The sequence below is a fragment of the Streptomyces sp. GbtcB7 genome (assembly GCF_019091445.1).
Lineage (GTDB): Bacteria > Actinomycetota > Actinomycetes > Streptomycetales > Streptomycetaceae > Streptomyces > Streptomyces mirabilis.
Genome location: NZ_JAGXJM010000012.1, coordinates 179,615 through 206,366, shown reverse-complemented (window position 1 = coordinate 206,366; position 26,752 = coordinate 179,615). Strand labels below are relative to the sequence as shown.

25 protein-coding genes are annotated in these 26,752 nt (G+C 68.6%); 13 read left to right on the top strand and 12 right to left on the bottom strand.

What is annotated here, in order from left to right:
* Positions 1 to 15: 15 nt before the first annotated feature.
* From KVT44_RS21375 to KVT44_RS21355, 5 genes are all read right to left on the bottom strand, one after another.
* Entirely contained in the window at positions 16 to 294 is a 279-nt protein-coding gene (locus KVT44_RS21375) for a type II toxin-antitoxin system RelE/ParE family toxin (RefSeq protein WP_217568164.1), read from the bottom strand.
* Positions 295 to 299: 5 nt separating this feature from the next.
* Positions 300 to 581, bottom strand: coding sequence for a type II toxin-antitoxin system Phd/YefM family antitoxin (locus KVT44_RS21370; protein ID WP_254649662.1), 282 nt, complete (start codon positions 579 to 581; stop codon positions 300 to 302).
* Positions 582 to 625: 44 nt separating this feature from the next.
* Positions 626 to 1,258 carry a TetR/AcrR family transcriptional regulator gene (locus KVT44_RS21365; protein ID WP_217568163.1) on the bottom strand — a complete coding sequence of 211 codons (633 nt, stop codon included), beginning with the start codon at positions 1,256 to 1,258 and terminating at the stop codon, positions 626 to 628.
* Positions 1,259 to 1,263: 5 nt separating this feature from the next.
* Positions 1,264 to 2,838 (bottom strand): MFS transporter, encoded by a 1,575-nt coding sequence (locus KVT44_RS21360; RefSeq protein ID WP_217568162.1) that lies wholly within the window; start codon positions 2,836 to 2,838, stop codon positions 1,264 to 1,266.
* 115 nt (positions 2,839 to 2,953) lie between these two features.
* Positions 2,954 to 3,667 carry a hemolysin III family protein gene (locus KVT44_RS21355; protein ID WP_190172215.1) on the bottom strand — a complete coding sequence of 238 codons (714 nt, stop codon included), beginning with the start codon at positions 3,665 to 3,667 and terminating at the stop codon, positions 2,954 to 2,956.
* 333 nt (positions 3,668 to 4,000) lie between these two features.
* Here KVT44_RS21355 and KVT44_RS21350 point away from each other — a divergent pair, with 333 nt between their 5' ends.
* Complete coding sequence (locus tag KVT44_RS21350) at positions 4,001 to 5,824, top strand: phosphoenolpyruvate carboxykinase (GTP) (protein WP_217568161.1); 1,824 nt, start codon at positions 4,001 to 4,003, stop codon at positions 5,822 to 5,824.
* A gap of 234 nt (positions 5,825 to 6,058) precedes the next feature.
* On the opposite strand, the gene KVT44_RS21345 is transcribed toward KVT44_RS21350, so the two are convergent.
* A complete protein-coding gene (locus KVT44_RS21345) occupies positions 6,059 to 6,268 on the bottom strand; it encodes a hypothetical protein (RefSeq protein ID WP_217568160.1) in 210 nt (69 codons plus the stop codon).
* A gap of 766 nt (positions 6,269 to 7,034) precedes the next feature.
* Between KVT44_RS21345 and KVT44_RS21340 the strand changes: the two genes are divergently transcribed.
* On the top strand, positions 7,035 to 7,826 hold the full coding sequence (locus tag KVT44_RS21340) for a DUF6445 family protein (RefSeq protein ID WP_217568159.1): 792 nt from the start codon (positions 7,035 to 7,037) through the stop codon (positions 7,824 to 7,826).
* A gap of 675 nt (positions 7,827 to 8,501) precedes the next feature.
* Positions 8,502 to 9,446, top strand: coding sequence for a glucose-1-phosphate thymidylyltransferase RfbA (gene rfbA, locus KVT44_RS21335; protein ID WP_217568158.1), 945 nt, complete (start codon positions 8,502 to 8,504; stop codon positions 9,444 to 9,446).
* A gap of 189 nt (positions 9,447 to 9,635) precedes the next feature.
* Here rfbA and KVT44_RS21330 read toward each other — a convergent pair whose 3' ends face one another.
* The gene (locus KVT44_RS21330) at positions 9,636 to 11,093 is read right to left on the bottom strand and encodes a DUF2079 domain-containing protein (protein WP_254649661.1); all 1,458 of its coding nucleotides are present in this window, start codon (positions 11,091 to 11,093) and stop codon (positions 9,636 to 9,638) included.
* A 282-nt stretch (positions 11,094 to 11,375) separates the two neighbouring features.
* On the opposite strand from KVT44_RS21330, the gene KVT44_RS21325 reads away from it, so the two are divergent.
* The 4 genes from KVT44_RS21325 to rfbD all read left to right on the top strand — a co-directional run bounded on the left by KVT44_RS21325 (position 11,376) and on the right by rfbD (position 15,539).
* Positions 11,376 to 11,975 carry a dTDP-4-dehydrorhamnose 3,5-epimerase family protein gene (locus KVT44_RS21325; RefSeq protein WP_217568156.1) on the top strand — a complete coding sequence of 200 codons (600 nt, stop codon included), beginning with the start codon at positions 11,376 to 11,378 and terminating at the stop codon, positions 11,973 to 11,975.
* Between the two features lie 329 nt (positions 11,976 to 12,304).
* Positions 12,305 to 13,378, top strand: coding sequence for a hypothetical protein (locus KVT44_RS60055; protein ID WP_217568155.1), 1,074 nt, complete (start codon positions 12,305 to 12,307; stop codon positions 13,376 to 13,378).
* Between the two features lie 272 nt (positions 13,379 to 13,650).
* Positions 13,651 to 14,625: a dTDP-glucose 4,6-dehydratase gene (rfbB, locus tag KVT44_RS21315; RefSeq protein WP_217568154.1), complete on the top strand. Its 975-nt coding sequence runs from the start codon at positions 13,651 to 13,653 to the stop codon at positions 14,623 to 14,625.
* Entirely contained in the window at positions 14,622 to 15,539 is a 918-nt protein-coding gene (gene rfbD / locus KVT44_RS21310) for a dTDP-4-dehydrorhamnose reductase (RefSeq protein WP_217568153.1), read from the top strand. The genes rfbB and rfbD overlap by 4 nt, the downstream gene beginning before the upstream one ends.
* Before the next feature lie 94 nt (positions 15,540 to 15,633).
* Here rfbD and KVT44_RS21305 read toward each other — a convergent pair whose 3' ends face one another.
* Positions 15,634 to 16,911 (bottom strand): glycosyltransferase, encoded by a 1,278-nt coding sequence (locus tag KVT44_RS21305; protein ID WP_217568152.1) that lies wholly within the window; start codon positions 16,909 to 16,911, stop codon positions 15,634 to 15,636.
* The gene (locus KVT44_RS21300) at positions 16,908 to 17,531 is read right to left on the bottom strand and encodes a tetratricopeptide repeat protein (RefSeq protein ID WP_217568151.1); all 624 of its coding nucleotides are present in this window, start codon (positions 17,529 to 17,531) and stop codon (positions 16,908 to 16,910) included. The genes KVT44_RS21305 and KVT44_RS21300 overlap by 4 nt, the downstream gene beginning before the upstream one ends.
* 502 nt (positions 17,532 to 18,033) lie before the next feature.
* On the opposite strand from KVT44_RS21300, the gene KVT44_RS21295 reads away from it, so the two are divergent.
* The 6 genes from KVT44_RS21295 (at position 18,034) to KVT44_RS21270 (ending at position 23,418) form a co-directional block, all read left to right on the top strand.
* Complete coding sequence (locus KVT44_RS21295; RefSeq protein WP_217568150.1) at positions 18,034 to 19,020, top strand: serine/threonine-protein kinase; 987 nt, start codon at positions 18,034 to 18,036, stop codon at positions 19,018 to 19,020.
* Positions 19,007 to 19,489 carry a hypothetical protein gene (locus KVT44_RS21290; RefSeq protein ID WP_217568149.1) on the top strand — a complete coding sequence of 161 codons (483 nt, stop codon included), beginning with the start codon at positions 19,007 to 19,009 and terminating at the stop codon, positions 19,487 to 19,489. The genes KVT44_RS21295 and KVT44_RS21290 overlap by 14 nt, the downstream gene beginning before the upstream one ends.
* A gap of 116 nt (positions 19,490 to 19,605) precedes the next feature.
* Positions 19,606 to 20,649 carry a hypothetical protein gene (locus tag KVT44_RS21285; RefSeq protein WP_217568148.1) on the top strand — a complete coding sequence of 348 codons (1,044 nt, stop codon included), beginning with the start codon at positions 19,606 to 19,608 and terminating at the stop codon, positions 20,647 to 20,649.
* Between the two features lie 25 nt (positions 20,650 to 20,674).
* A complete protein-coding gene (locus KVT44_RS21280) occupies positions 20,675 to 21,436 on the top strand; it encodes a hypothetical protein (protein ID WP_217568147.1) in 762 nt (253 codons plus the stop codon).
* Positions 21,437 to 21,439: 3 nt separating this feature from the next.
* Positions 21,440 to 22,261: a PP2C family serine/threonine-protein phosphatase gene (locus KVT44_RS21275; RefSeq protein WP_217568146.1), complete on the top strand. Its 822-nt coding sequence runs from the start codon at positions 21,440 to 21,442 to the stop codon at positions 22,259 to 22,261.
* Positions 22,258 to 23,418 carry a hypothetical protein gene (locus KVT44_RS21270; RefSeq protein ID WP_217568145.1) on the top strand — a complete coding sequence of 387 codons (1,161 nt, stop codon included), beginning with the start codon at positions 22,258 to 22,260 and terminating at the stop codon, positions 23,416 to 23,418. Before KVT44_RS21275 ends, KVT44_RS21270 begins: the two co-directional genes overlap by 4 nt.
* A gap of 9 nt (positions 23,419 to 23,427) precedes the next feature.
* Here the strand turns inward: KVT44_RS21270 and KVT44_RS21265 are convergent, their stop codons facing one another.
* From KVT44_RS21265 to KVT44_RS21255, 3 genes are read right to left on the bottom strand one after another with little or no spacing between them, the layout of a single operon-like run.
* Positions 23,428 to 24,036, bottom strand: a complete 609-nt coding sequence (locus KVT44_RS21265) for a hypothetical protein (protein ID WP_308314061.1) — start codon at positions 24,034 to 24,036, stop codon at positions 23,428 to 23,430.
* Positions 24,023 to 25,579 carry a VWA domain-containing protein gene (locus KVT44_RS21260; protein WP_217568144.1) on the bottom strand — a complete coding sequence of 519 codons (1,557 nt, stop codon included), beginning with the start codon at positions 25,577 to 25,579 and terminating at the stop codon, positions 24,023 to 24,025. The genes KVT44_RS21265 and KVT44_RS21260 overlap by 14 nt, the downstream gene beginning before the upstream one ends.
* Complete coding sequence (locus KVT44_RS21255) at positions 25,576 to 26,748, bottom strand: toxic anion resistance protein (RefSeq protein WP_217568143.1); 1,173 nt, start codon at positions 26,746 to 26,748, stop codon at positions 25,576 to 25,578. Before KVT44_RS21255 ends, KVT44_RS21260 begins: the two co-directional genes overlap by 4 nt.
* Positions 26,749 to 26,752 lie beyond the last annotated feature (4 nt).

The following is a 26,752-nucleotide window of genomic DNA, read 5'->3' as shown; positions in this document are numbered from 1 at the left end:
TCGCCACGGCGGGACTCACAGGTCCCGGTAGACGTCCCGGCGATGGGCGACGGTGAGGACCCACACGACGAGTTGACCGTCCTCGACCGTGTACACCGCGCGGTAGTCGCCGACCCGGAGTCGCCAGCGCGCGCTGTGCCCCTGGAGGGCCTTGATGTCGAGCGATGGGGTGTCGTTCGCGTCCAAGGCCTTCTGAAGCTCGGTGAGCCGGTGGAGGATCCGCAGGGCATCCGGGCGGGGGATCTTGAGCATGTCCCGCTGCGCGTGCGGCGTGAATCGTGTGACGTACCCCATCGCGGTCAGGCGTTGTGGGAGCGGAGTAGGGCAGCCATCTCTTCGAGCGAGACGGATCCTTCAAGGCCCTCGGACTCTGCCTCGTCGGCCAGCCGGTTGAGCCAGGCGTCCTCGGTCCGCTCCGCGAGCTCACGCAGGCGCTGGTACTCGTCGATGTCGATCACTACGGCTTCCTGCTTGCCTCGCCGCGTGATGATGGTGGGGGTCTCGCCCCGGTGAGCGCGGTCTATGACGTCCGCCAGGTGCTTGCGAACGTCGGCCATGGGGGCAATCACGGGATCGCTCATGTAACAAATGTAGCAGGTGTACATGTGACCGGCCGGGCGCGGTCTCAGGCGTTCTGGACCGGCAGGCCTTTTTCGAGGACGTCCAAGGCGCGGTCGACGAGGTCCACGAGGTCTCCCTCGTTGCCGTTCTCGGCCCAGTACAGGGAGGTTTCCATGAGGCCTCCGATGAAGGACATCGCGTAGACCCGGACCTCCAGGCTGTCGGGGTCGCGGCCGGTGCGTTCGGCGAGGATCTCGCAGAGCATGCGGCCGGTGACCGACATGCTCTCCATCATCCGGGAGCGCACGGCGGGCACCTCCACCATCAGCCGACTCCGCACCAAGGACTCCTCGGGGTTCTTGGCGACCCCGAGTCTGATGGCCTTGCGGATCACGTACCGGATGGAGTCCGGCCACGACTCGTCGGCGGGCCGGGCACGCAGTTCCGCCTTGATGAACGGGTCGTCCTCGTCGGTGAGGACGATGTCCTCCTTGGTGGGGAAGTAGCGGAACACCGTGGACGGGGAGACCTCGGCCGCCTCCGCGATCTGCTCGATGGTCGTCGCGTCGTACCCCTGCTCCCGGATCAGCCGGTACGTCGCGTCGCGGATCGCGATACGGGTCTTGAGCTTCTTCCGTTCGCGGAGCCCCATCTGGGGCTCCGCGTCCGGCGTGGAGCTGTGTGCGGAGGCGGCCATGGTGGTCATTGTCGGGCATCTGCCGGGGTGACGGCCATGTCGGGGTCGGTGTCCGGTGTGTTCGTCGCCGGTTCGGGGTTTTGCAGCAGGGCCGCCGCGAGCAGCGCGGTGACCAGCGCTGCGATACCGCTGACCAGCAGCGCCAGGTCCATGCCGTGGATGTACGAGGAATTCGCGGAGGCCGCGAGCGCCCGGTCGCCGAGCTGCGCGGCCACCACATGGGCGCCGACCACGGAGTCGGACGCGGTCCCTGCGGCGGCGCCCGGCAGGCCCGCCGTGTCGAGGCGGTCGGCGTACGTGCTCGCCAGCAGCGAGCCGAGCAGGGCGATGCCGATCGCGCCACCCACCTGGCGCACCGTCATCAGGAGACCGGCGCCGCTGCCGGCCCGGTCGCGCGGTAGCGCGCCGATGCCGGCGTCCATCGCGGGGACCACCGCGAAGCCGAAGCCGAGTCCGGCGATCGACAGCCACAGCGCGGTGAACCCGTACCCGTCGGCGACCGTCGTACGGCTGCCGAGGAAAGCGGCGAAGGAGAGGACGACGAGCCCGGCGCTGATGACCCCGCGCGGCCCGAACTTCTCGACGACGGGGCCCGCCGCCCGGGAGGCGACCAGCAGACCGCCCATCATCGGCAGCATGCGCACCCCGGTGGCGAGTGCGTCGTGCCCGAGCACCGCCTGCAGATACTGCGGCAGCACGAACAGCAGGCCGGACAGCACGAACATGACGAGCGTGGCGGCGAGCGTGTTGAGGAGGAAGGCCCGCTGGGCGAGCAGGGTGAGGTCCAGCATGGGGCGCGGGCTGCGGCGTTCGCGCAGGACGAGCAGGGTGACCAGGACGGCGGAGAGGGCGAAGAAGGCCAGGATCAGCGGGTCGCCCCAGCCGCGGTGCGGGGCCTCGATGATCGCGTAGATGAGGATGCTGAGCCCGGCCGCAGTGAGCGCCGTGGAGAGAGCGTCGACCTTGGGGGAGGCCGGGTCGCGGGTCTCGGGGAGCAGGAGGACGCAGGCGGTGATGCCGATGAGCGCCATCGGCACGTTGACCAGGAAGACCGAGCCCCACCAGAAGTGGTCGAGCAGCCAGCCGCCGATGATCGGGCCGAGCGGCACGCCGAGCGCGGAGGCCGCCGAGACCGCGCCGACCGCCCTGGTGCGCTCGTCGGGTGCGAAGAGGGAGGGGAGCACGGCGAGCGCGAGCGGCATCACGAGCGCGCCGCCGATGCCCATCAGCCCGCGGGCCACGATCACCGGGGTCACGTCGTGGACGAGCGTGCCGACCAGTGAGCCCGCGAGGAAGATCCCGAGGCCGACGATCAGCATCCTGCGGCGCCCGAAACGGTCACCGAGCAGGCCCGCGGGGAGCATCAGCGAGGCGAAGACGACGACGTACGCGTCCGCCATCCACTGCTGCTGACCGGTGGACGCGCCCAGGTCCCGGGCCATCGTCGGCAGTGCGACGTTGAGGATCGTCATGTCGAAACCGATCACGAGCATGCTCGCGACCAGGGCCCCGAGGGCCCACCAGCGGCGGGGGTCGCGCTGCGCGTCTTCGTCTTGTTCGCTCTGAGTGGGAGTCACCATGAAATGAGAGTAGCTCTCAAAAGATGGTTGGCGTCAATGGGGAGGTACTTTCAAGGCGCGGCAAAGGGCCGCGGCTCGTAAGCCGCGGCCCTTGGGAGGAGCTGGTGGGAAGGGGTTATCCGTGCTGGTAGGCCACCAGTGAGATGCCCACGTAGTGCACGACGAACGCCGCGAGGGTGAGGGAGTGGAAGACCTCGTGGAAGCCGAACCAGCTGGGTGAGGGGTTGGGGCGCTTGATCCCGTAGATCACACCGCCCGCGCTGTAGAGCAGTCCGCCGACGATCACCAGGACCAGCACGGCGATGCCGCCCGTGCGCATGAAGTCCGGGAGGAAGAAGACGGCCGCCCAGCCCATCGCTATGTAGCAGGGGGTGTAGAGCCAGCGAGGGGCGCCGACCCAGAACACCCGGAAGATGATCCCCGCCGCCGCGGCGGCCCAGATGCTCCACAGGAGCCACTGCCCCTTGGCGCCGGGGAGCAGCAGCATCGTCAGCGGTGTGTAGGTGCCGGCGATGATCAGGAAGATGTTGGCGTGGTCGAGTCTGCGCAGCACGCCGTCCATCCGCGGGCTCCAGTTGCCGCGGTGGTAGAGCGCGCTCACTCCGAACAGGAGGCAGGCCGTCAGCACGAAGATCCCGCAGGCGATGCGGGCCCGCGTGGAACTGGCCAGAGCGGTGAGGACCAGACCGGAGATCAGGACGGCCGGGAACATGCCGAGGTGCAGCCAGCCGCGGAGCTTGGGCTTGACCGGATGCGACGGGGAGAGCGCTGCGGGACTGCGGCCTGCGGCCGGCGAGTCCGTGGGCGCGTCGGGGACGGGCGCAGTCATAGGCGGAATCCTACCTACGGAACCGTAAGTTACGTGTCAGTACGGCGCACTGAACAGCCAAGAGTGGCCATGTTCTCACGAGCGTGGCGTAAGGCGGCGTCCACGCAAAAGAACCTTCAGCTGAACCCAACGTGTACGCAAAGAATCGCGGATACACGTGGCGATGGTCACTCCGCTCACGTGTGAGGCCCTCTGGACATATGGGCGAACCCGTCGGATGATCAAATGAGTGCGGTCGGCACCGGATGAGCGCCATGGGTATCCACACCCCCGAAGCATCCGGGTCGCAGCCCCCACGGGGCCTCAACAAAAACCCCTCATCTAGGAGCAATCGTGGCGCGCGACATCGCGGCTCCCTCCACCGTCCCCACCCAGCACAAGGAACTGATCTCGTGGGTCAACGAGATCGCAGAACTGACCCAGCCGGACAACGTGGTCTGGTGTGACGGATCCGAGGCCGAGTACGAGCGCCTGTGCGAGGAGCTCGTTCACAAGGGCACCTTCAAGAAGCTTGATCCGATCAAGCGCCCGCATTCCTACTACGCCGCTTCCGACCCGACCGATGTCGCGCGGGTCGAGGACCGGACGTTCATCTGCTCCGAGAAGGAGGAGGACGCGGGCCCGACCAACCACTGGAAGGCGCCCGCCGAGATGCGGGAGATATTCGCGGGGGAGGAGGGCATCTTCCGCGGCTCGATGAAGGGCCGGACGATGTACGTCGTCCCGTTCTGCATGGGCCCGCTGGGATCCGACCTCTCCGCGATCGGCGTCGAGATCACCGACTCCGCCTACGTCGCCGTGTCCATGCGCACCATGACCCGCATGGGACAGCCCGTCCTCGACGAGCTCGGCACCGACGGCTTCTTCGTGCGTGCTGTGCACACGCTCGGAGCGCCGCTGGCCGAGGGCGAGGCGGACGTGCCGTGGCCGTGCAACTCCACCAAGTACATCTCGCACTTCCCCGAGTCCCGCGAGATCTGGTCGTACGGATCGGGCTACGGCGGCAACGCGCTGCTCGGCAAGAAGTGCTACGCCCTGCGTATCGCGTCCGTCATGGCGCGTGACGAGGGCTGGCTCGCCGAGCACATGCTCATCCTGAAGCTGACCCCGCCGCAGGGCGAGTCCAAGTACGTCGCCGCCGCCTTCCCGAGCGCCTGCGGCAAGACCAACCTCGCCATGCTGGAGCCCACCGTCTCCGGCTGGACGGTCGAGACGATCGGCGACGACATCGCGTGGATGCGGTTCGGCGAGGACGGCCGGCTGTACGCGATCAACCCCGAGGCCGGTTTCTTCGGCGTCGCGCCCGGCACCGGTGAGCACACCAACGCCAACGCGATGAAGACGCTGTGGGGCAACTCCGTCTTCACCAACGTCGCGCTCACCGACGACAACGACATCTGGTGGGAGGGCATGACGGAGGAGACTCCGGCCCACCTGACCGACTGGAAGGGCAACGACTGGACGCCGGAGTCCGGTACGCCCGCCGCCCACCCCAACGCCCGCTTCACCGTCCCCGCCTCGCAGTGCCCGATCATCGCGCCCGAGTGGGAGGACCCCAAGGGCGTGCCGATCTCGGCGATCCTCTTCGGCGGACGCCGCGCCACCGCCGTACCGCTGGTGACGGAGTCCTTCGACTGGAACCACGGCGTCTTCCTCGGTGCCAACGTGGCCTCCGAGAAGACCGCCGCCGCCGAGGGCAAGGTCGGCGAGCTGCGCCGCGACCCCTTCGCCATGCTGCCGTTCTGCGGCTACAACATGGGCGACTACATGGGGCACTGGGTCGACGTCGCCAAGGACAAGGACCAGGCGAAGCTTCCGAAGATCTACTACGTGAACTGGTTCCGCAAGAACGACGCGGGCAAGTTCGTGTGGCCTGGCTTCGGTGAGAACAGCCGCGTCCTGAAGTGGATCGTGGACCGCCTCGACGGCCGCGCCGAGGGCGTCGAGACCCCCATCGGCATCCTGCCGGCCAAGGGCGCCCTGGACACCAAGGGACTCGACATCTCCGAGGCCGACCTCGACTTCCTGCTCACCGTCGACAAGGACGTGTGGCGCGAGGAGGCGGCGCTCGTGCCCGAGCACCTCAACACCTTCGGCGAGCACACCCCGAAGGAACTGTGGGACGAGTACCGCGCGCTGGTGCGGCGGCTGGGCTGAGTTCCGAGTGGACGGCGGCCGCGCGGCTGCCGTCCACCCCTGAACTCCGCGGCCGGTCAGACTTGCCCTGACCTGCGACGTCGCCAAGACCGGCCGCGGTGACAGCACCATGAACTGGGCCGGGGGGCCCGCACCGTACAACGGCGTACGGGCGGGCCCCCGGCCCAGTTCTCGGTTCTGATCATCCACCCCCGAAGACCAGTACCGGCTCCGCCGATTGCTCGGCGACCGAAGTCAACTGGCCTGCGGCTGGCATACGTTCGTACTGGGGCCGGCCCCGGCGCACCGTCCAAGCACGGTGGCGATGGTGACCAGCGTATGGACCATCAGGACGGCGGGTGGGCGCAGCCGCACCAACAGGACGATGAGGATCGGCGGCGCCCTGGCGATCCGCCAGCGGACCCGGCCCACATACCCCAACAGCCCGAGCGGTGCCGGCGTCATCGCGACCAGAGGCGCGCGACTTCGACCGTGCGCCGGAAGAGCGCGACGAGCGCCGCCAGGGCTACCGCTGCGATCAAGGTCGCCGAGGTGGGTGAACTCGGAGACCAGGCGCATCAGGCCTGGGTAGGCCGGGAAGAACGCGGCCGAGTTCGCCTGGAATATGTACCAATTCTTGGTGCCACCCGCCGTCGAAGGAAGCGAGCACAACCCAGGGGTGGGCACCGCCGCCGTAGCGCACATCCTTCATGGGGTGGTAGCCGGAGTGGCCGACCAGCCACATGAAGACCGCGAAGGCGACCAGCTTCCGTACCGAGTAGCACCCGACCGCCGGCCCATAGAGCCACACCACCGCATGCTGGCGCAGGCCCGGAGGCGATGACCACGTCGCGGATGCCCATCGTCGCGGTGAATGCCCCGCAGGACCCGACCCGGACGATGTTCTGTACGTCGTACTCAGCGAAGAGTTCTGACGTAGATCGCCATCGACGGCTGCCCCATCCCGGAGCCCTGGACCGAGATCGGCGTCCCTTGTCAAGTCCCGGTGAACCCGTACATCCCGCGCACCTCGCTGTAGCAGGTGGCGTTGTCGAGGAAGGTTTCCGCGCTTCACTTCGCACGCAGCGGATCTCCTGGCAGCGGGACGGTCGGCGCGATCTGGCCGGCGACTGCGCCGATGTGGGTATTTATGCGGCGAAACATAGCAATTGTCAGGAGTCGGCCGCTAATCTTCGAGCGTCAGTCAGCGCACGACGAAGGAAGTCTGGCCATGTCATTCAACTCGGGGGAGCAGCTCAACTTCGGTGGTGAGGTCGCTGTCGTGCTGGAGGACCGCGGTGACGGTGGTTACCTGATCTCCAGCGGCCCGGCGCAGCTGCCGATCGTGGTCCCCGCCCCCACCCTTGAGGACGCGCAGCTCAAGCCCCCCGCGAAGCGGCTGTTCACCCCCACCGCACCGCACCTGCTCTCCGTGGATGACTTCCTCGACGACCCGGACGAGGTGCGCGAGATCGCGCTCAGCGCCAGCTACCACACCGATCTGCAGTACTTCAAAGGCCTGCGCAGCGACCACCGGTTCCTCTGGCCCGGCCTGCGCGAGGAGTTCTCGCGGCTGCTCGGCACTCCGGTCACCGAATGGCTCGGCCACAACGCCAACGGCGTCTTCCAGCAGACCGCGCACGACGACCCGCTGGTCTGGCACCACGACTCGCAGAGCTACGCCGCCGCGATCTACCTGAACCCGAACCCGCCTCCCGGTGCTGGCACCAGCTTCTGGCGCGACAGGACCTACGGCTGCCGGCGTGCGCCCAGCCATCCGAAGGAACAGGCGCGCCTCGGCAGCTCCGAGGCCGTCGAGGCCGCGCGCTCGGTCGTCTACGACCCCTACAACTTGGAGCACGAGGACAACTGGGAGCTGATCGAGTCGGTCTCCGGTCAGTACAACCGGCTGGTGATCTGGGACGCGAAGCTGATGCACTCGGCCACGTCGTACGAGCACTTCGCCGGGGAGCACGGCACCCACCGCCTGGTGCAGCTCTTCTTCTTCGACATCAACGTCTGAGAGGGCGTGGAGCCCGCCGTGGCTCGCGATGTGCCGGTACCAGGGCTCGACAAAGGTGTCCTGGTCCCACGACTCGTCAGGCATCAGGAAGATGGGGGCCGAGACGGCCGCTAGCACCGTGGTGTACACGGTCAGCGCCATCACCGTCGGATCGACCGTGCGCCGGCGTGGGTCCTCGGTGGCTGTGTCGGGCATTGCGGACTCCGTTCAGGTCGCGCTCGATCGCGCCGGGCGGACGGCATCCGGGCGCGACGTTCCGGGCCGGACTGGAGCGCCAACCGCGGCCCCGGCCGGCCCGCCGAACAATATGTCCGAAACATCCGACTCCTGCGGTGAACGCCACGGGGGGTGGGGGACTCGGCGGTTGCTCTTGGTTTGTGGGGGTTGGGTTGTTGGCCGGGGTGCCGACCGAAGGCGATCTGGAAGGCGTTCAGGGGCGCCTTCGTGCGCCGGGAGGCGCCGGGGAGGGTGGGAGCAGTGCTGACAAAGCCGGGGTGCAACAGCACCGCCACCAGTTCGTTGGCGGCGGGGAACTTCCGGGAGTCGTGAAGCCGATGACCGGGAGGCCGCGGGGAAGGTCTGCGGCGTAGCGATCGAACCGAGCTGATGAATCGAGGCCAGTCCTCGGCCGTGTGAAAAAGCGGCATTCATGGGCAATTCACCTATGGTGATGCCATGCGCGGAATCCTGTTGGCCGGAGGCACCGGCTCGCGACTTTGGCCGTTGACCCGCTCGGTGTCGAAGCAACTGCTCCCGGTCTTCGACAAGCCCATGGTCTATTACCCGCTGTCCACACTCGTGATGGCCGGCGTCCGGGAGATCCTGATCGTCACCACCCCCGAAGACCAGTTCCAGTTCCGTCGGCTGCTCGGCGACGGCAGTCAACTGGGCCTGCGGCTGGAATACATGGCACAGGAGCGCCCGGAGGGCATTGCCCATGCTTTCATCCTGGGCGCCGACTTCATCGACGACGAGTCGGTCGCCCTGATTCTGGGCGACAACATCTTCCATGGCAGCGGCCTTGGCACCCGGCTGGCCCACCACGACGATCTGAAGGGCGGCAGGGTGTTCGCCTACCAGGTCGCCGACCCCACGGCCTATGGCGTGGTGGAGTTCGACGAACTGGGCCGGGCGCTGTCCATCGAGGAGAAACCGGCCCGGCCCAGGTCCCGGTACGCCGTGCCCGGACTGTACTTCTACGACAACCACGTCGTGGACATCGCCCGCGGCCTACGGCCCAGCGTCAGGGGTGAGTTGGAGATCACCGACCTCAACCGCGTCTATCTGGAAGCCGGGGCGCTGCACGTCACCCGGCTCGACCGGGGCACCGCGTGGCTCGACACCGGAACCTTCAACTCCATGGTTCAGGCTTCGGAATTCGTCCGGGTGATCGAGGAACGCCAGGGCTTCAAGGTCGGCTGCGTCGAGGAGGCGGTCTGGCGGGCCGGCCTGATCGACGACGACGGGCTCCGGAAACTGGCCCAGCCGCTGCTCAAGAGCGGATACGGCGACTATCTGCTGGGGCTGCTGGAGGACTCCCGATACGTCGTCATGCCCCAAAGGGGCAGCGGATCGCCTCGAGAAGAACTGCTGCGCCTGGGGCCGGGCGCTCCGGTGTAACCATCATCCCAAGACGCCCCGTGCCGCGGCACCCATCCGGTCGACCGGGTCGCCGCCGCCCCTCCCACCCTGCGCAAGGTGTGGGTGGACGGCGGCGACCACCTGGCCACGGCCGTTCTCATGGCCCGCCGACTCACCGGCGAAGCCCCCGTCTCCTGGGGAGACAGCGATCTCTCAGGCGTGTCCCGATCAGCTCCGGTGCTGCGGCATCACCTCCTGGCGGTGCATCAGCACGAAGCCGCCCTCCTGCGCCACCAGGGCGTACCCCGCGCGGCTGCTTTCCATCAAGTGCTGCTGTTCCGCTTCATGGCTGAGCGGCGCGCCCAGCCACCCTCGCGAGCTGTCCGGCGCCCAGACGTCCACCATGATCCACTGGGGGTCGGGGCGGCTGTCGTTCGAGCCGTAGAGGCTGACGCTCGTACGGTTGCTGAGCTGGGGCACCAGATGGTCGGACGTCTGGACCGTGGCACCGTCGGGGATCTTGTCCATCAGGCGGTGGGCGACGGCGACGCGAGGATCGGTCCGCCAGGTGTCCGGCTGGACCAGCTGGAACAGGGCGAAGTTCGGAAGGATCATGAGGGTGATCGCGGCGCAGCCCGCGAGGTAACGGCGCAGGCCGCGCACGCTCGTCCCGCGTCGCACCAGGGCGTCGATGAAGGCCGCGAAGACCATGGGCATCAGGACGAGCGAGTAGTGGAAACCCGTCCCCCAGTGCAGGCCGTTGCTCGACGTGAAGCGCCACACCAGAGTCGGCAGGGCGACCCACAGCAGCGGGGACCGCATCGCCAGGAACATGGTGGGAGCCAGCATGAGGACGAAAGTCGTCACCTTGGTCTGGGGGGTGACGAGACCGATCGTGCCCCGGTGGAGCAGATCCAGCAGGCCGCCTCCACTGCCACCGTCGACTCCAGGTGCTCCAGAACCGCCCTCGACCAGGGACCAATAGGCGAAGGACCCACTCGGGCTGAAGGCCGGCAGAACCACGAACAGCGCCAGCGCCGCTGCGGCCAGACCGGCTGCAACCGTGAACACGCCCAGCCTGCGGTCGCCTCGCCAGGCGATGACGAGACCGATGACGAGAACCGTGAGTCCGAGGTCCTCCTTCACGAGCAGCAGGGGCAGAGCCCAGTACGCCGCGGCGGTCAACCGGTCATTCCCGAGGGCGGTCAGCGAGAACGCCAGGAGCGGCACGGCGAATGCCACTTCGTGGAAGTCGTAGCCGACAGCACTCGCGATTCCCCAGGAGAGGCCGTAGCAGGCACCGATCACCGCGCCGGCCGGGCCGCCCAGGGTCCGGCGTGCCCAGAGAGTCAGCGGGACGACGCTCACGGCGAGAAGCGCGGCCTGCACGACGAGGAGCGTTTCCGCTCCCCGCCACACCCAGTAGAACGGCGCCACGAGCGCGAGGATGGGAGAGAAGTGATCCCCCAGGACGGGAAAGTCCTGGCCCTTCACTTCGGAGACCGGCAAGTGTCCTTCCGCGTATGAGCGGACGACCTGATCGAAGATTCCCAGGTCATAGCTGCTCGTGATCATCCGTTGGTGGAGACGGAGCGACACCGCCGCGTACATCACGAACAGCGCTCCGGCCATGGCCCAGATCCACCATGTGCCGTCGAAGCGGCCGTTGTGCGGCGATGCGGCCAACGCCTTTTTCTCGAGGGTCGATTGCTGCGTCGGGAGCGTTGCGCTTTTGGCGAGGGGTGTTTGCATCGCGAGCCCTTCAGGGAACCGGGAGTGGCGGCCATCAAGATGCCAGCAGCACGCGGTATCCGACCTCGACCAAACTCACGTGTGGTCAGAATCCCCCGAATGGCCGCACACATCCGCCTCACCACGTAGGGCACGGTCTAAAGTCCCGCGGCGGATGTCCCGAAGACACGGAAGTAGTCAGCGGCGAAAAGCCGCGCGGTGGAAGGGAGTAATCACGTGCGACCACTTGGCATCGAAGGAGCCTGGGTGGACACACCCAAGGTTTTCGCGGACAACAGGGGACGATTCCACGAGTGGTTCAAGAGTGAAAGGTTCCACGATTCCATCGGTCAGGGGCTCCAACTCGAGCAGGCCAATTGCTCCCGCTCCGCTCGCGGCACTCTCCGCGGTATCCACTATGCGTCGGTCCCGCCCGGCCAGGCCAAGTACGTCACGTGCGTCAGCGGCGCCGTCCTCGACGTGGTGGTCGACATCCGCACCGGCTCCCCGGATTTCGGGAAATGGGAGGCGGTCCGGCTCGATGACACCACGCACCGCTGCGTCTACCTCTCGGAAGGACTGGGCCACGCCTTCATGGCGCTGGAGGACAACTCCACTGTCGTCTACCTGTGTTCGCAGGGATACGCGCCGCAGCGTGAGTACGGGATCAATCCGCTCGACCCCGCGTTGGCCATCGCCTGGCCCGAGGGCCTCGCGCCGTGTCTTTCGGACAAGGATGCGGCGGCGCCCACGCTGGAGGAAGCCGAGCGGCAGGGTCTGCTGCCTTCCTTCGAGGACTGCACCGCGTATCGCGGAAGTCTCGTGAGCGGCGCATGAGACGGTCGGCCTTCGGCGAAGCCCCGCCCTTGCGGCGGGGCTTCGCGCCGTCGGCAATCACCGGCCGCGATGACAATGCGCTGGAAAGTCGGTACCACGCCGGAATCGGTCTGAGAAAGTGCATTGAGGCCGCACGGGTGATCTTCGCCTATGACACGGACCGAATCGTAATTATTCAATCTCCGGAAGTGAAACTGGGTGTGTCAGTAACCGAAGCCACGTGACACGCATGCGAAAGAAGCGCACCGAGTGCGCGCGCTTGCGGTCTGATGCGTCCAAGTTCCCGAGGAAGGTTCTCTGTGAGCCGTAGAACGATCCGAAGTTCACGCGTGAAGTCCGCCGCTATGGTGTCGGTCGGCGCGCTTGCCGTAGTGCTCAACATCGCCCCGAGCGCGACGGCCATCGCTGACGCGATCCACAGGTCCGGCGCCGGCGCCGGTGAGGTTGCGACGCCTGGCCCGAACGGCGCCGTGAGCGCCCGCGGCGGCAAGGACCGAGGGCCGCAGGGGCCTCGCGGCCACGACGGCCACGACGGCAAGCGGGGTCCGCAGGGTCCGCAGGGTAAGCGGGGTCCGCAGGGCTACCAGGGTGCGCAGGGCTACCAGGGTGCACAGGGCTACCAGGGTGCACAGGGCAACCAGGGTAAGAAGGGTGCGCAGGGCTACCAGGGTGCGCAGGGCAACCAGGGCAACCAGGGCAACCAGGGCTACCAGGGTGCGCAGGGCGACCAGGGCAAGCAGGGCTTCCAGGGCAACCAGGGCTACCAGGGTGCTCAGGGCTACCAGGGTAACCAGGGCAACCAGGGCTTCCAGGGTGACCAGGGCGACCCTGGTAAGCAGGGCTTCCAGGGCTTCCAGGGCAACCAGGGCTACCAGGGTGCTCAGGGCTACCAGGGTAACCAGGGCAACCAGGGCTTCCAGGGTGACCAGGGCGACCCTGGTAAGCAGGGCTTCCAGGGCTTCCAGGGCAACCAGGGCTACCAGGGTGCGCAGGGCAACCAGGGCAACCAGGGCAACCAGGGCAACCAGGGCAACCAGGGCAACCAGGGCTTCCAGGGCAACCAAGGTAACCAGGGACACCAGGGCTACCAGGGCAACCAAGGTAACCAGGGCTACCAGGGCAACCAGGGCTACCAGGGTGCGCAGGGCTTCCAGGGTAAAAACGGCGAAGACAGCAAGTACATCGGCACGTACACCCTGACCGGGACTCCGGGGCTGCAGTCGTCTGTCCAGTGCATTGGCACCGACGTGGCCGTCGGCGGTGGATACAACCAGTTCGGCACCATCGCCATCAACCCCGTTCAGAACCAGCCGACCCCCGGCATCAACGGCAGTGCTGCCACGGGGTGGCAGGCCGCGACCACGGTTGGCGCGCTCACCACGTACGTGGTCTGCCTCCACTAGGTCCCGTGTCAGCGGCGGCGCGGTACCGGCCGTCCGCTGCACCCAGGAATGAGCGACGGTGCCCCCGAGGCCACGGCCTCGCGGGCACCGTCCGCATTTCGCCACCCCCGCGGAATCGAGAAATGCGCCGGTTCGCCATCGGCAGCACCGGTATGAATCCGTGCTGCCTGCCGGGAAGACGGCACGGCTCCGAGCAGCGTGAGTTTCGCGGATACTCAGTGACCAGGAAACCCCAGTGCCGAACGCCGGGCGGGGAGAAAACTCGGAGAGCTATGCGCATCCTTGTGACCGGCGGTGCCGGATTCATCGGTTCGGAATACGTCCGCCGGCAACTGAAATTGGACCCGACAGCGCGGATCACCGTCCTTGACAAACTCACCTACTCGGGGGTCGAGGCCAATCTGGCGCCGGTGGCAGAACACCCGGGCTACACCTTCGTCCGGGGCGACATCTGTGACCCGGACGTGGTCGACCAGGTGATGGCGGGCCAGGACGCGGTGGTCCATTTCGCCGCCGAGTCGCACGTGGACCGGTCGATCGACGGGGCCGGCCCGTTCGTCCGTACCAATGTGATGGGCACGCAGGTGCTCCTCGACGCGGCCCACCGGCACGGCGTCGGCCGCTTCGTCCACGTGTCCACCGACGAGGTGTACGGCTCGATCAGCGAAGGCTCGTGGACCGAGGAGTGGCCACTGGCACCGAACTCCCCGTACTCCGCGTCGAAGGCCGGTTCCGATCTGCTGGCGCTCGCCTACCACCGCACCCACGGCCTGGACGTCGTGGTCACCCGGTGCACCAACAACTACGGGCCGTACCAGTTCCCCGAGAAGGTCATCCCGCTCTTCATCACCCACCTGATCGACGGGAACACGGTCCCCCTGTACGGAGACGGCCGCAACCTGCGCGACTGGCTGCACGTCTCCGACCACTGCCGGGGCATCGACCTGGTCCTGCACGGCGGCAGGGCCGGGGAGGTCTATCACATCGGCGGCGGTACCGAGTTGAGCAACCACAAGCTCACCGGCCTGCTGCTGGACGCGGTCGGCGCGGGCTGGGACCGGGTCGAGTACGTGGCCGACCGCAAGGGCCACGACCTGCGCTACTCGCTGGACGACAGCAAGATCCGCGAGCAACTCGGCTACGTCCCGCAGGTGTCCTTCACGGAGGGCCTGGCCGCCACGGTCGCCTGGTACTGCGCACACCGCTCCTGGTGGGAGCCGCTGAAGGAGAGGACCGAGCCGTCATGACCACGAGCTGGCTGGTGACCGGCGCACACGGGCTCCTCGGCCGGGACGTGGTGGCCGAGCTCGCCGCCGATCCGGACGCCACGGTGACGGGGCTGAGCCGTGACCAGCTCGACATCACCGACCCGGCAGCCGTGTGCGCGGCCGTCACCGGTCACCGGGTGGTCGTCAACTGCGCCGCCTGGACAGACGTCGACGGCGCCGAGCGGTCCGAGACGGCGGCCACCACCGTCAACGGCGCAGGCGTCCGCCACCTCGCACGTGCCTGCGCGGACAGCGGCGCTCTCCTGCTGCACATCTCCACCGACTACGTGTTCCCGGGCGATGTCCGTCGGCCGTACCCCGAGGACGCACCGACGGGGCCTGCCAACGCGTACGGGCGAAGCAAACTGGCAGGGGAGCGGGCAGTCGTCGAGCTGCTGCCGAGCACCGGCTACATCGTGCGCACCGCCTGGCTGTACGGCGCGTACGGCCCCAACTTCGTGGCCACCATGCTCGAACTCGCCGTCCGGCACGAGACCCTGGACGTGGTGGCCGACCAGCATGGCCAGCCGACCTGGTCCCGTGCGCTCGCCCGGCAGCTGGGGGCCCTCGGCTGTGCGGCACTGGCCGGGCGGGCACCGGCAGGCATCTACCACGGCACGGCGGCCGGCCACACGACGTGGTGCGGCCTGGCGCGTGAGACCTTCCGTCTCAGCGGCCTCGATCCCCAGCGGATCCGCCCGATCGGCTCGGAGAAGTTCCCGCGTCCGGCCGCCCGCCCGGCGTTCGGCGTACTCGGTCACGGTAATTGGCTGCGTGCGGGCCTCGTGCCCCTCCCACGGTGGGACGACCAGCTGACCGCGGCCCTGGAGACGCCCGCCTTGGCCGCGCTGGCCGCCGCCGCGCGAACGAGCGGCGGATGTCTGCCGACCTGAACAGGAGCAGCGCCACGATCGAGGTCGGTGGCCCTGAATGCGAAGGCGCCCTGCGGAACCTGACAGTCCCGCAGGGCGCCTCCGCATTCAGGGCCTAGACCAATAGTGGTCCGCCGCACCGCGCGGCGCCCTCCTTCATGGCGATGAGGTTGGCGACCACGTAGGAGATGTTGTTCTGGGCGTGCCACTCGGTCGGGAAGTAGGTGACCAGCCGCGAACGCTGGAACTTGGCCTCGATCTCGGGCACGAAGGTGCGGTACTCGTTGTCCGTGTAGTACCAGAACGAGTTCTCGTTGTAGTAAGCGACGTGAGTCGGGTCCTGGTACGCGCCGCGGCCATCGGAGCTGGGCGTCATGGAGAGGAGCATGCCGCCGGGTGCCAGCAGCCGGTACAGCTCGTTGATCAGCGGCACCTTCGCGGGCACGAGTTCGAGGAAGTCCATCGCCCGCATCAGGCCGACGGAGCCGTCGGGCAGGTCCAGCTTCCCGGGCAGGGCCGCGACGAGGTCGACGCCCTTTCCCGGGTTCCGGTCCACGCCCAGGTAGCCGGGCGGCTTCTGGCGGGCCGCGCCGACAAGATCCAGCGCCAGCAGTCCGCGCCGCTGGGTCCAGGCGAGGGCGTTGGCCTCGATGTACTTGTCGTACAGGACAACCGTCTCCTGCTGGATGTGTGCGTTGATCTCCGGGTCGAGCTGGGTGTTCCCGGAATGGACCCGCTGGAGGTACAGGCAGCGGTTGATGTGGTGGAAGTCGCCGATGTGGAAGAGGCGGCACATCAGGTCCTGGTCGTCCAGGACCGTACGCGTGGCGTCGTATCCGCCGGCCTTCTCGTAGCTCTCCTTGCGGAACGCCCGTACATGGTTGGGCGCGTACCAGATGTAGGAGACGTTGTGAGGCGTCGGCGCCAGGGAGATGACTTGCTGCAGCCTGCGGCCGTCGACGTTCACCTTCTCGTACTGCCAGCCGAATGACTCGTCGAAACGGCTGTCTTCCCGCTTCCCGTCCTCGGTGATCTGCGCGGTGTTGCTGTAGACGAAAACGACCTCGGGATGCGAGTCGAACGCCTTGCCCAGCTCCGCCAGGCACGCCTTCGCCATGAGATCGTCGTGGTCGAGTTCCACGAGGATCTCGCCGCGCGTCAGTTCACAGGCCCTGCGCTTCACCGCTCCGACGCCGCGTAGGTCGTCCGCGATCTCCACACGGACCCTCTCGTCAGGTCGCGCGGGCCGCCAGCGGGCACCGTTGTTGAGCAGGACGATCCACTCCCAGTCCGGACAGGTCTGTGCCTGTAGGGACTCCAGGCACTCATCGAGAAAACGGGGCCGGTGGCTGGGGGTGAAGACAGAAAACCTCGGAGTTGCGGTCGACGTCATCTGGTGCTCCCTGCTTGGCTCGATGTCGGGGATGGGCTGACGGAATCCCGGAACTGTTCCGGTACCTTGGAAAGCAGCGAGGGACTGGCCGCGACGACGCGACGGAACTGGTCCTCGGCCTCGTCGTCACGGCCCCTTTCTGCCAGGATCTGTCCGAGTTGCAGACGGAAGCCCGTGGCCATCTGCGGATTGGCGGCAATGGCACGCTTCAGGATTCCGATGGCTCCGTCGGGATCGCTGTGCCTCAGCAGAATCGCCTCGTTGTAGAGAGCCGACGTGAATTTCGGATCGATCTTCAGTGCCTTGTCGTAGGCCGCACGGGCATCGGCCGTCCTGCCCTCCTGCTGTGCGATGAACCCCAGGTTGTACCAGGCGAAGGTGTTGTGCGGGTCCAGTTCCAGCACCCTGCTGTAGTTATGGGCTGCGCCATTGGAGTCATGGCTCTCCTGCCGCCGAATGCCCTCCTGCAAGAGTTCATTGGCCTGCTTGGTCTTCCGGGCCGCTGACGCGGCCTTGGACTCTGACGGTGCGAGTGACGGCGACTGAAACGCCCAGACGGTCACCCCAGTGGCAACCGCGGCGGTTCCGGCGAGCCCTGCCCACAATGTCGTACGTTTCACTTGGTCACATCTCGTGGAATAGTGAGGGACGGGTGGATGCGGCTGATCTCAGGTGGCCGATAGCGAAAGACCGTGGCGTTGCCAGCGATACCGGATCCGAACCACCGTCATCTACGCCGACGTTACGAGGCCGTTCTTGTGAGCTGCCATGCGGCAGGCGCTTGAGATGTGCAGATCACCCGAATGCACGTATCAAGGAAGTGCTTCGCCGAAACCGATATCGCGAATCTCGTGTTCTCATCGGGTAATTGGGCGGGCTGTCATGCGAAGTCGGCAGCGAGCTGCCCGGCGCGCCGCACGCTGTGGGACGAGTGCCGCGCGGTGGTGCGGCGCCCGGGTCGTGCCGCGCGCGGGCCGATGCCTCGCGGCTGACGCCCACCGCGTACCGAACCATGCCGAACGTAGTCCCGGCACCCATTTCCGGCATCACCTGTGCCCCGACCGGGGAATCGCGGGACACTCGGGGACATCCTCCAACGAACCCCGAAACGAGGTGAGCGGGGTGCGCACACCCGTCAGTGACCCCATGAAGATCGGCCCGTACCGCATCGTGGGGCGGCTGGGCTCCGGCGGGATGGGATGGGTGTATCTCGGCCGTTCGCCGGCCGGGCGCGAGGTCGCGGTGAAGGTGGTGCGGCCCGAGCTCGCGGCGGAGGGCGAGTTCAGGGAGCGTTTCGCGCGCGAGGTGGCGGCCGCGCGGGTGGTGAGCGGCGCGTACACCGCCGCCGTGATCGATGCCGACACCGAGGCCGAACTGCCCTGGCTCGCCACGATGTACGTACCCGGCCCCTCGCTCGCCGAGGCGGTCCGCACCGACGGGCCGCTGCCCGAGTCGCAGGTACGACGGCTCGGCGCGGGCCTGGTCGAAGCGTTACAGGCCATCCACGCCGCCCGCGTGGTGCACCGGGACCTGAAACCGGCGAACGTGCTCCTCGCCTCCGACGGGCCCCGCGTCATCGACTTCGGGATCTCCCGGGTCGACGGCGCCCCCGCGCTGACCCGGGCCGGCGTCGTGGTCGGCACCCCGCCGTTCATGTCGCCCGAGCAGATCAAGGGGGCGCGAGTGGGGCCGCCGAGCGACGTCTTCTCCCTCGGTGGGGTCCTCGTGTACGCCCTCACGGGCCGCCCGCCGCACGGCGGCGGGGAGGCGGTGCGCTACCGGGTCGTCCTCGCTGAGCCCGAACTCGACGGCGTACCGCGGGGAATGCGAGACCTGATCGGGCGCTGCCTTGCCAAGCGGCCCGAGGACCGGCCTCAACTGACCAACTTGCTTGCTGAGTTGCTGGAACAGAACCCCAAGTCGGCCTCCTGGCCGCCGCCCACCGTGGCCCGCAGCATCAAGGCGCGCACCCGCGAACTGGTGGTCCGCCGCGGGGCCGGTACGAGCGTGTCCGTGCCCTCGTGTCTGCTGCTGCACGCCCAGGCGCTGCTGGACGCAGGCCTGACCGACGCGATGGTCGCCGAGGCGGTGGGCCGTGGCGGCGTCTGATCCCTTTCCCGGCCGCGAGTCCGTTCCCGGCCGGGAACGCGACATTCTCGAAGTCGGCGCGCACTGGCGGCGGTTGGTGCAGAGCTGGGTGGCCCGACGGAATTACCACACCGAGACCGACACCGTTTCCGTGTCCCTGCAATTCGATCTCAAGGAAACGGGACGGATGGTCACGGTGCGTTTCATGACCACCAAGAGACTCCTTGTTGCCTTTGCGACGGACGGTCATTATCTGCGCCAGGACCAACTGGCCGTCGCCGCCGCGGCATCGAACGCATGGAATACCGAACAATTGAACCCCATGCTCTCCGTCTGGGACGTACGAGGACCTCGCCCCTGTCTCGCCGGAGTCTGCGATCTGCCGCTGACCTGCCGGATGACACAAACGGATTTCGATGCTCTGGCCAGTGATTGGGTGGAACGGGCGCGGCAGATGTTCACCCGCTGCCATCAGGTCTTCAAGTTGTAGAAGTGAAAACCCGTTGTGTGCCCGAACCCCTTCCGGGCGCACGACGGTTTCCCCCACTATTGGGCGAGTGCCTTTCAGGCCACGGGGGGTTGCCCATGAGGCGTTCGCTGTACGTCATGGGGATTTTGGGATTGCTGGTCGCGTTGGTTCCCGCGGCGACAGCAAGGGCGTCCGACGCCTCATGCGAAACGGACTTCCAAGCGCGCCTGAACTGCTGGTCCCGCTGGATCGGCGAAGGCACCTTCGTGATCACCCTGCACGACGCGCTGCCCTTCGACGGCGCTCAGGAGGACCGCAGGAACATCGAGCGGAGAGTGCTGCCGAGCCGTGCCCACCTCGTGGTCGAGGTGCCGGCGGAGCAGCACACCGGCCCGGGCGGCACGGTCCTGCTGCTGCTCGCGGGGGTCCGCTGGGTGGAGCCGAGCGCCTACATCGACCAGCTGTCGCCCGAGGCCGTGAACGACCTGAAGAACGTAAGTGCCTGTGACTTCAAGAACCGCGGCGACCTGTGCGCCCAGCTCGCCGATCACCCGTTGCGCGGCAGTGACCTGATCAAGGCGGACCCCAGGAGCGACCGCTCCCAGCACGTCTACTCCGTCGTCGCGCCCGCGGACCCGGCCACCAGCACACCCTCCAGGGTCCAGAACTCCTCCGATCAGGCCAAGGACACGAAGTCCAACGGTCCGCTCTTCGACAAGAAGACCACGGCGCTCACCGCCCTCTGCGCCCTGCTCGTCCTGCTCCTCGCCACCTTCCTGGTCCTCGTCCGCCGCTCCTCCCGGGGCCCCGCGACCGCCGCCCCCCACCTCGCCACGCCCGCCGCCACGCCCGCCGCCGAGCCCACCGCACCGGCCCCGCGACCCCGGGTCCCCGACGAGCAGACGACCCGGCTCAGGGCCGCACCCGACTCCCGCCACGAACGCGAGGTCGGCGACCGGAAGGAACCCGTGCGGACCGCTGTCGTCCGCACCGAACTCCACCCCCAGGGCTATGTCGAGCTGGACCACGTCCTGTACCGCGCTGTCTGGGCCGACCCCGGGCGTCCGCCGCCCGTCCCCGGCGGACTCGTCGACGTCACCGACGCGCGCGAACGGGACTCCGACGTCCTGTACGCCTTCCCGACGGCCGCCGGCCGCCACGACCAGCACACGCGGCCCTGAGTTCGCACACCAGGAGAGACGAAAGATGCACAGCGAATACCCGCCCACGCTGCCGGCGGAGTACGCCGACATCGAGTTCGAGAACAACGCGCAGCGCCTGCCGCTGGTGCTCTGTCTGGACACCTCCAGCTCCATGGCGGGGGCGCCCATCCAGACGCTCAACAACGCGCTCATGGAGTGGACCCGGGAACTGCACGACGACGTCAGCCTCAGCTACAGCGTCGAGGTCGCCGTCATCACCTTCGGCGGCCAGGGCGTCGGCGCCTGGCGCGGTCCCCAACTCCTTGACCCGCGCGCCCCGGTGAGCCCCTTCGTGCCCGCCCACCTCTTCCGGCCGCCCCAGCTCACCGCCGCCGGGGTGACGCTGATGACCGAGGCGCTGGAACTGTCGATGCACATCGTCGCCGCCCGCAAAGCCGAGCTGCGCGCCTCCGGATTGCAGTATTACCGGCCGCAGATCTGCCTGGTCACCGACGGACTGCCGACCGACGGCACGGGCCATCTCACCGACTCCTGGCACCGGTTGATCCCTGTCCTCGCCGAGGAACAGCGCGCCCGCCGCTTCCGGCTCTACGCGATAGGCGTCGGCGGCATCACCGACATGGGCGAACAGGTCCTCCAGGCCTTCGCGCCGAAGTTCAACGCCCGCCTCCAGGGCTTCCCCTTCCGTGAGCTGCTGCAGATGATGTCCGCCAGCGCGAACGCCGAGCAGAAGGGCGCGGGCGACGAGGTCTTCGAGAAGATCTTCAGCCAGTTCAAGACCCAGCGCCCGGCCTGGGAATCCTGACCGATGGCGGAGAGGGGCGGGAAGGAGAGGGGCGAGCGGGAGTCGCCCTGGCGCGTCCACGGCATGAGCGTCGAGGGCTATCGGCACCGGCGTCAGGGCTTGCCCTGCCAGGACGCCTGCGCGTACACGGTGTCACCGTCGGTGGTGGTGCTCGCGGTCGCGGACGGCGCGGGCAGCCGGCCGCGCTCCGACGAGGGCTCCCGGCTCGCGGTGGAGTTGGCCGCCGAGCACTTCGGACGGCGAGCGGCCGCGGCGGCGGACAACGGGCCCGCGGCGGCCGTGCGCGAACTGCTCGTGGACGCCTTCCACGACGTCAGCAAGGTGTTCCTGGACACGACTGGCGCGGACGCCCCCGACTTCGCCACCACCCTCACCGTCGTGGTGCTCGCCCCGGACTGGCTGGGCCATCTCACCCTGGGCGACGGCTTCGTCGTCGTACGCGCCGGCACGGAGGACGGTGAGCGGCAGTTCCATCTGCTACCGCAGGCCGCCGAGGCCAGCGAGTACAGCAACGAGACGGTCTTCCTCACCTCGCCGGACGCGGCCCGCTGGGTGCGGACCGGCTGTGTGTCGGACCCCGGGATCGACGGGGTGCTGCTGTCCACCGACGGACTCGCGCAGGCCGCGCTCAACCGCTCCGCTGGCGGCGTGTCGAGCCCGAACGCGTCCTTCGCCGACGCCGTCTTCCGCTCCCTGGACGCTCCGGGACCGGTGTCGGACAACGCGCACGAGGCACTGGCCGCGCTGCTCAGGTCGGACCGGCTGACCGCGCTGAACGCCGACGACAAGACCCTGCTGCGGGCCGTCCGCAAGGGGCGCTCATGAGCGGCCGCACCGTGTTCCTGGACGGCAAGCCCGTCACCCTCGCGGAACTGCCGCTCAAGGGCGGCGGCCAGGCTGCCGTCTTCCCGGTGGTCGGCGACGACGCGATCGTCGTCAAGCTCTACCGCGAACCCCCGGGCCCCGAGCAGGAGCGCCGGCTGACCCGGATGCTGACCATGTCCCCGCTCGCCGCCCGCCCCACCAACGCCTCCCAGCCGCCCGAACTGGCCTGGCCCACGGCCCTCGCCCGCGGCGCGCGCGGGGAGTTCGTCGGCTACGCCATGCGGCGCTTCGGTGAACCCGCGCACATCCAGCTGATCGGCCTGTTCACCCGTGCCCAGCGGCGCAAGCTCTTCCCCGAGCGGGCCGACTGGCGCTTCCTGCTCGGAGTCGCCTGGAACCTCTCGTTCATGACCGCCCGCATGCACCACGACAACCTCGTCATCGGCGACTTCTCCAGCAGCAATGTCGTCGTCGACGCGAACGGCTTCGTCACCTTCCTCGACTGCGACTCCATCGCCTTCACCGACCCGGCGACCGGGGAACTCTTCCCCTGTCTGATGCACACCACCGACTACTCGCCCCCCGAGCGCCAGGCGGGCGGCCCGGCCAGCCGCGCCACCGACGACTTCGCCCTGGCGGTCCTCGTTTACCAGCTCCTGACAGCCGGCAACCACCCCTTCGGAGGCGTCCCGCACGACAGCGCGTCAGAGTCGACCGTCAAGGACAACATCGCCGCCAGTTGCTCCTACGTGGTCCGCCCCGAGCGGGTCGTCATCCCGCGCGGCACCGTCGACCCCTCCGTCCTGCCGCCGGAGCTGCTCACCCTGGCCCGCGCCGCGTTTGGCCCCGGCGTCCTCGCCCCCGCCGCCCGGCCTCCTGCGGAGGCCTGGCTGCGCGCCCTGAACAAGGAGCGCTCCCAGGTGCGGATCTGCCCGAGCCGCCCGCTGCACGCGTACGGTTCCCATCTGACGTCCTGCCCGTGGTGCACCCGGGTGGCGACCACGGGCCACGACGTGTTCAACGGACCCGCGCCGCTGCCGCTGCCGGACCCGCCGACGCAGGAGGAGACGAAGACCAGGTTCTGGCCGTCGGCGCTGAGGGTCGCCCTGGTGATCGCGCTGGTGGTGATCCTGGTGATCATCGCGGGGAACGTGTGACGAGCCCTCCTACGAGCGTCCCCGGTCCTCCAGATAGCGCGTGTGCGACTCCTGGCGCCGGGCCTCGACCTCCCGCAGGGCCGCCGCGAGCCGGTCCGCCTCCTCGTGCAGCAGGGTGAGCTGGCGCTCCAGGTGGCGCTCCGGCGGTTCGGTGCCGGGCGTCAGCCGGGTCCACCACCGGGTCCGTACGAAGGTGTCGACGGCCTCGGGAATGTCCTGCCGTACGGCACGGGACAGCGCGTGCACGCCCTCCGGGTCCTGCGCGAGCACCTCGGCGACCCAGCCGGGATCCAGCAGCGCGGTCAGGAGCTCGGTCAGTTCGGTGAGCCGGCCCGCCGCCGCCGGGGGCAGTTCCACACCGTCCAGATACTCCCGCAGGCGGCCGAAGTCGCCCCGCACCTCCTCCAGTTGGGCCGAGGGATCCGGGAAGTCCGGCAGCGGCGGCCGCTCCGGCGGGGCGATCAGGGCGCCCGCCCCGTACAGCCCCGCGACGACGACCGGCCAGTACGGGCCCGCGACCCCCGCGAAGGTGAGGGCCAGACCGACGAGCCCGCAGGCGCTGCCGGTGAGGTTCTTGCGGGACTCCAGATACCTCAGGGGGTTCTTATTGGTAGCCACGGATCTCCTCGAAGGCGCCGTCGAGCGAACCCTTGCGGGCGTCGAAGAGGCGGCCGCCGGTCAGGTCGGCGATGTGCTGGAGCTCGCCCCGGTCGGAGTCGCCGAACAGGATCGGGAAGACCGGGATCTCCTTCTGCCCGCCCGGCAGCCGACCGTAGAAGCCGTCGAAGTCCTCGGGGTCGGCGCCGCTCGTGTTCTCGCCGTCCGTCATCAGCACGATCGACGTGAACGTGTCGCCGCCCGCGCCCAGATGCTCGTACGCCTTCTCCAGCGACGTGTAGATCGCGGTGTTGCCGGAGGCGCTGAGGGCCTCGGTGTCCTTGCGGATGCCGTCGAGACCGGTCCCTGGGTCCTCGGGCCGCACCACGTGCGTGTGGACGCTCTTGACCTTCGAGCCGAACGGCATCAGCGTCACCTCCTCGCGGTCGCGGAAGTCGCCCGTCAGTCCGGTGAGCGCCTTCTTCAGTCGGTCGAGCCGGCCGCCGCCCATCGAGCCGGAGGTGTCGAGGACGTACACGGTCCGGGAGGGCCGGCGGAGCTTGTTCTCGTAGGAGTCCAGGAGGTGGTCGACGACGGACCGGCTGCCGGGGAAGGGGAGTTCACGCCGGCGACCGGTGTCGAGGCCGGCCGCCGGGGCGGCGGAGGCGACGACCGGGCGGCGCCGCGTCTGCTGAGTGATCTCCCGCTGGACGGCCGGAGCGCGCAGCGCCTCGGTGAGGCGGCGGACACTCTCGCGGGTGTCCTTGCTGGAGGAGGCGAGCGAGGAGAGCGGGTAGTCGGCGGTCACCACGCCGTCGCGCGGGCGGATGACCGTGAGCCCCTTCATGCCCTTGAGGATCGACTCGTAGTTGAGCAGGGCGTCCACGGTGCCGCGCCGCTCGTACGCCGTCGCCAGCCAGCCCGAGGACCCCGACGTCAGCTTCTGCCCCTTGAAGAACTCCTTCAGCCGCGGGGTCGCCTTCGCCACGTCCGCGTCGGTGAGCGCCGACTGCGCCCCGGACAGGCCTGAGGCCACCGAGATCAGCGTGGAGAAACCGGAGTTGGAGCGGGCCGGGTCGGTCATGCCGTACGTCAGTTTCCCGTCCGCGACGGCCGTCTCGACCTGCGACCAGGTGACGTCCTCGGTCTTCCAGCCCAGCGCGCTCACGGTCGCCGGCTTCACCCCGATCGCCACCGGGCTCGACATGATCGGCGTCTGGGAGACGACCTTCTTCGCCGCTTCGGGGCGCAGCCGCAGATAGTCGTCGGACGACAGCCACAGCGCGTCGTACGCGCCGTCCACCTTGCCCTTCGCGAGCAGGTCGACGGCGGAGAGGGTGCCCATGTAGGTGGGGCGGACCTTGATTCCGGTGTCCTTGCGGACCTGTTCGAGGATCGGCGCCATGTCGCTGAGCTCGCTGGAGGCGAGGACGCGCAGGGTGCCGGGTTCTGGGGCGTGGCTGTCGGCGTGCTGCTTCTGGTCCTGCGCCGTGCAGCCGGTGACCGCGGCGGTGGCCGTTACGGCGAGCAGGGTCACGAGGGCGTAGGCCGTACGACGTCTCACGCGGAGCCTCCTTCCAGGGCGCCCTGTGAGCGGCTGCGCTCCAAGTAGGCGCTCGCGTGCTGGAGTTCGGACGTGAGGGACTCGACGGTCGCGGCCATCGACTCGGTCGCCTGCACCTTGTACGTGTCGATGGCGTCGAGGGTGCGGTAGATCTGCTGGAAGGCGGTGCGCAGGGTCTCCGCGCCGACGGCCGGGTCGGCGGCGATGCGCTGGATCTCCCCGCTCTGGGTGGCGAGCATCTCGGCGTTGCCGCGGATCAGGTCCTCGGTCGTGCCGCGCAGGGCGTTGACCTGGTCGACGACCTTGCGCTGGTTCTCCAGGGCGGAGGCCAGCATCACGGAGATGCGCAGTGCGGACACCGTGGTGGTGGCGGCGCGGTCGACGCCCTTGATGAGCTCGTCGTTGTTGCGCCGGACCACGTCCATGGCCAGATAGCCCTGCGCGCACACCGCGAGCTGGGTCAGCAGGTCCTGGTACTTCTGCCGGACGGGGAAGAGGACGTCGGCGCGCAGGGTGTCGGCCTGCGCGGGGTCCACGGCCTCGGCGGCGGCGATGTGCTCCTCGACCGCCGCGACCAGGGCCTGGGTGAGGACGACGTACTCCTGGAGCTTGCCCATCGTCTCCCAGAGCCGGACGCGCTCGGTCTGCAACGCGGCGTTGTCGCGGCGCAGTTCGTCCTGGCCGCCGCGCAGCGAGCTCACGATCTTGTTCAGGGTGGCCTGCGAGGAGGCGTACTTGGCGACATGGTCACGCAGCTTGTTGCCGCCGGGCAGCTTGGACAGGAACTTCCGCCCCTTGCTCGCGGGCAGGTCGCGCGGGTCCAGGTCCTCGACCACACGGCGGAGTTCGACCAGCGAGCCAGCCACGTGCGACTGGGCGTCCCCGCCCTTGTCGGGCAGGCTGCGCAGGGTGCGCTCCAGCATACGGTTGGACTGCGCGGTGGCGCCCCGCATCTCGCTCGCGCCCAGACCCGCGATCTCCCCGACCTTGCCCGCGAACTCGGGTGAGCGGGCATCGAGGGCGGCGAGAGTGCCGACGTACTCGGCGGCCCGGCGCGCCATCTCGTCCTGGACGGACGGGTCGACGGGCACCAGCCCGCCCGCCTTCTCACGGGGCACGGGCGCGACGGCCTCGGGCGGTGTGAGGGTGAAGGTGTCTTCGGTCGTCACGTGC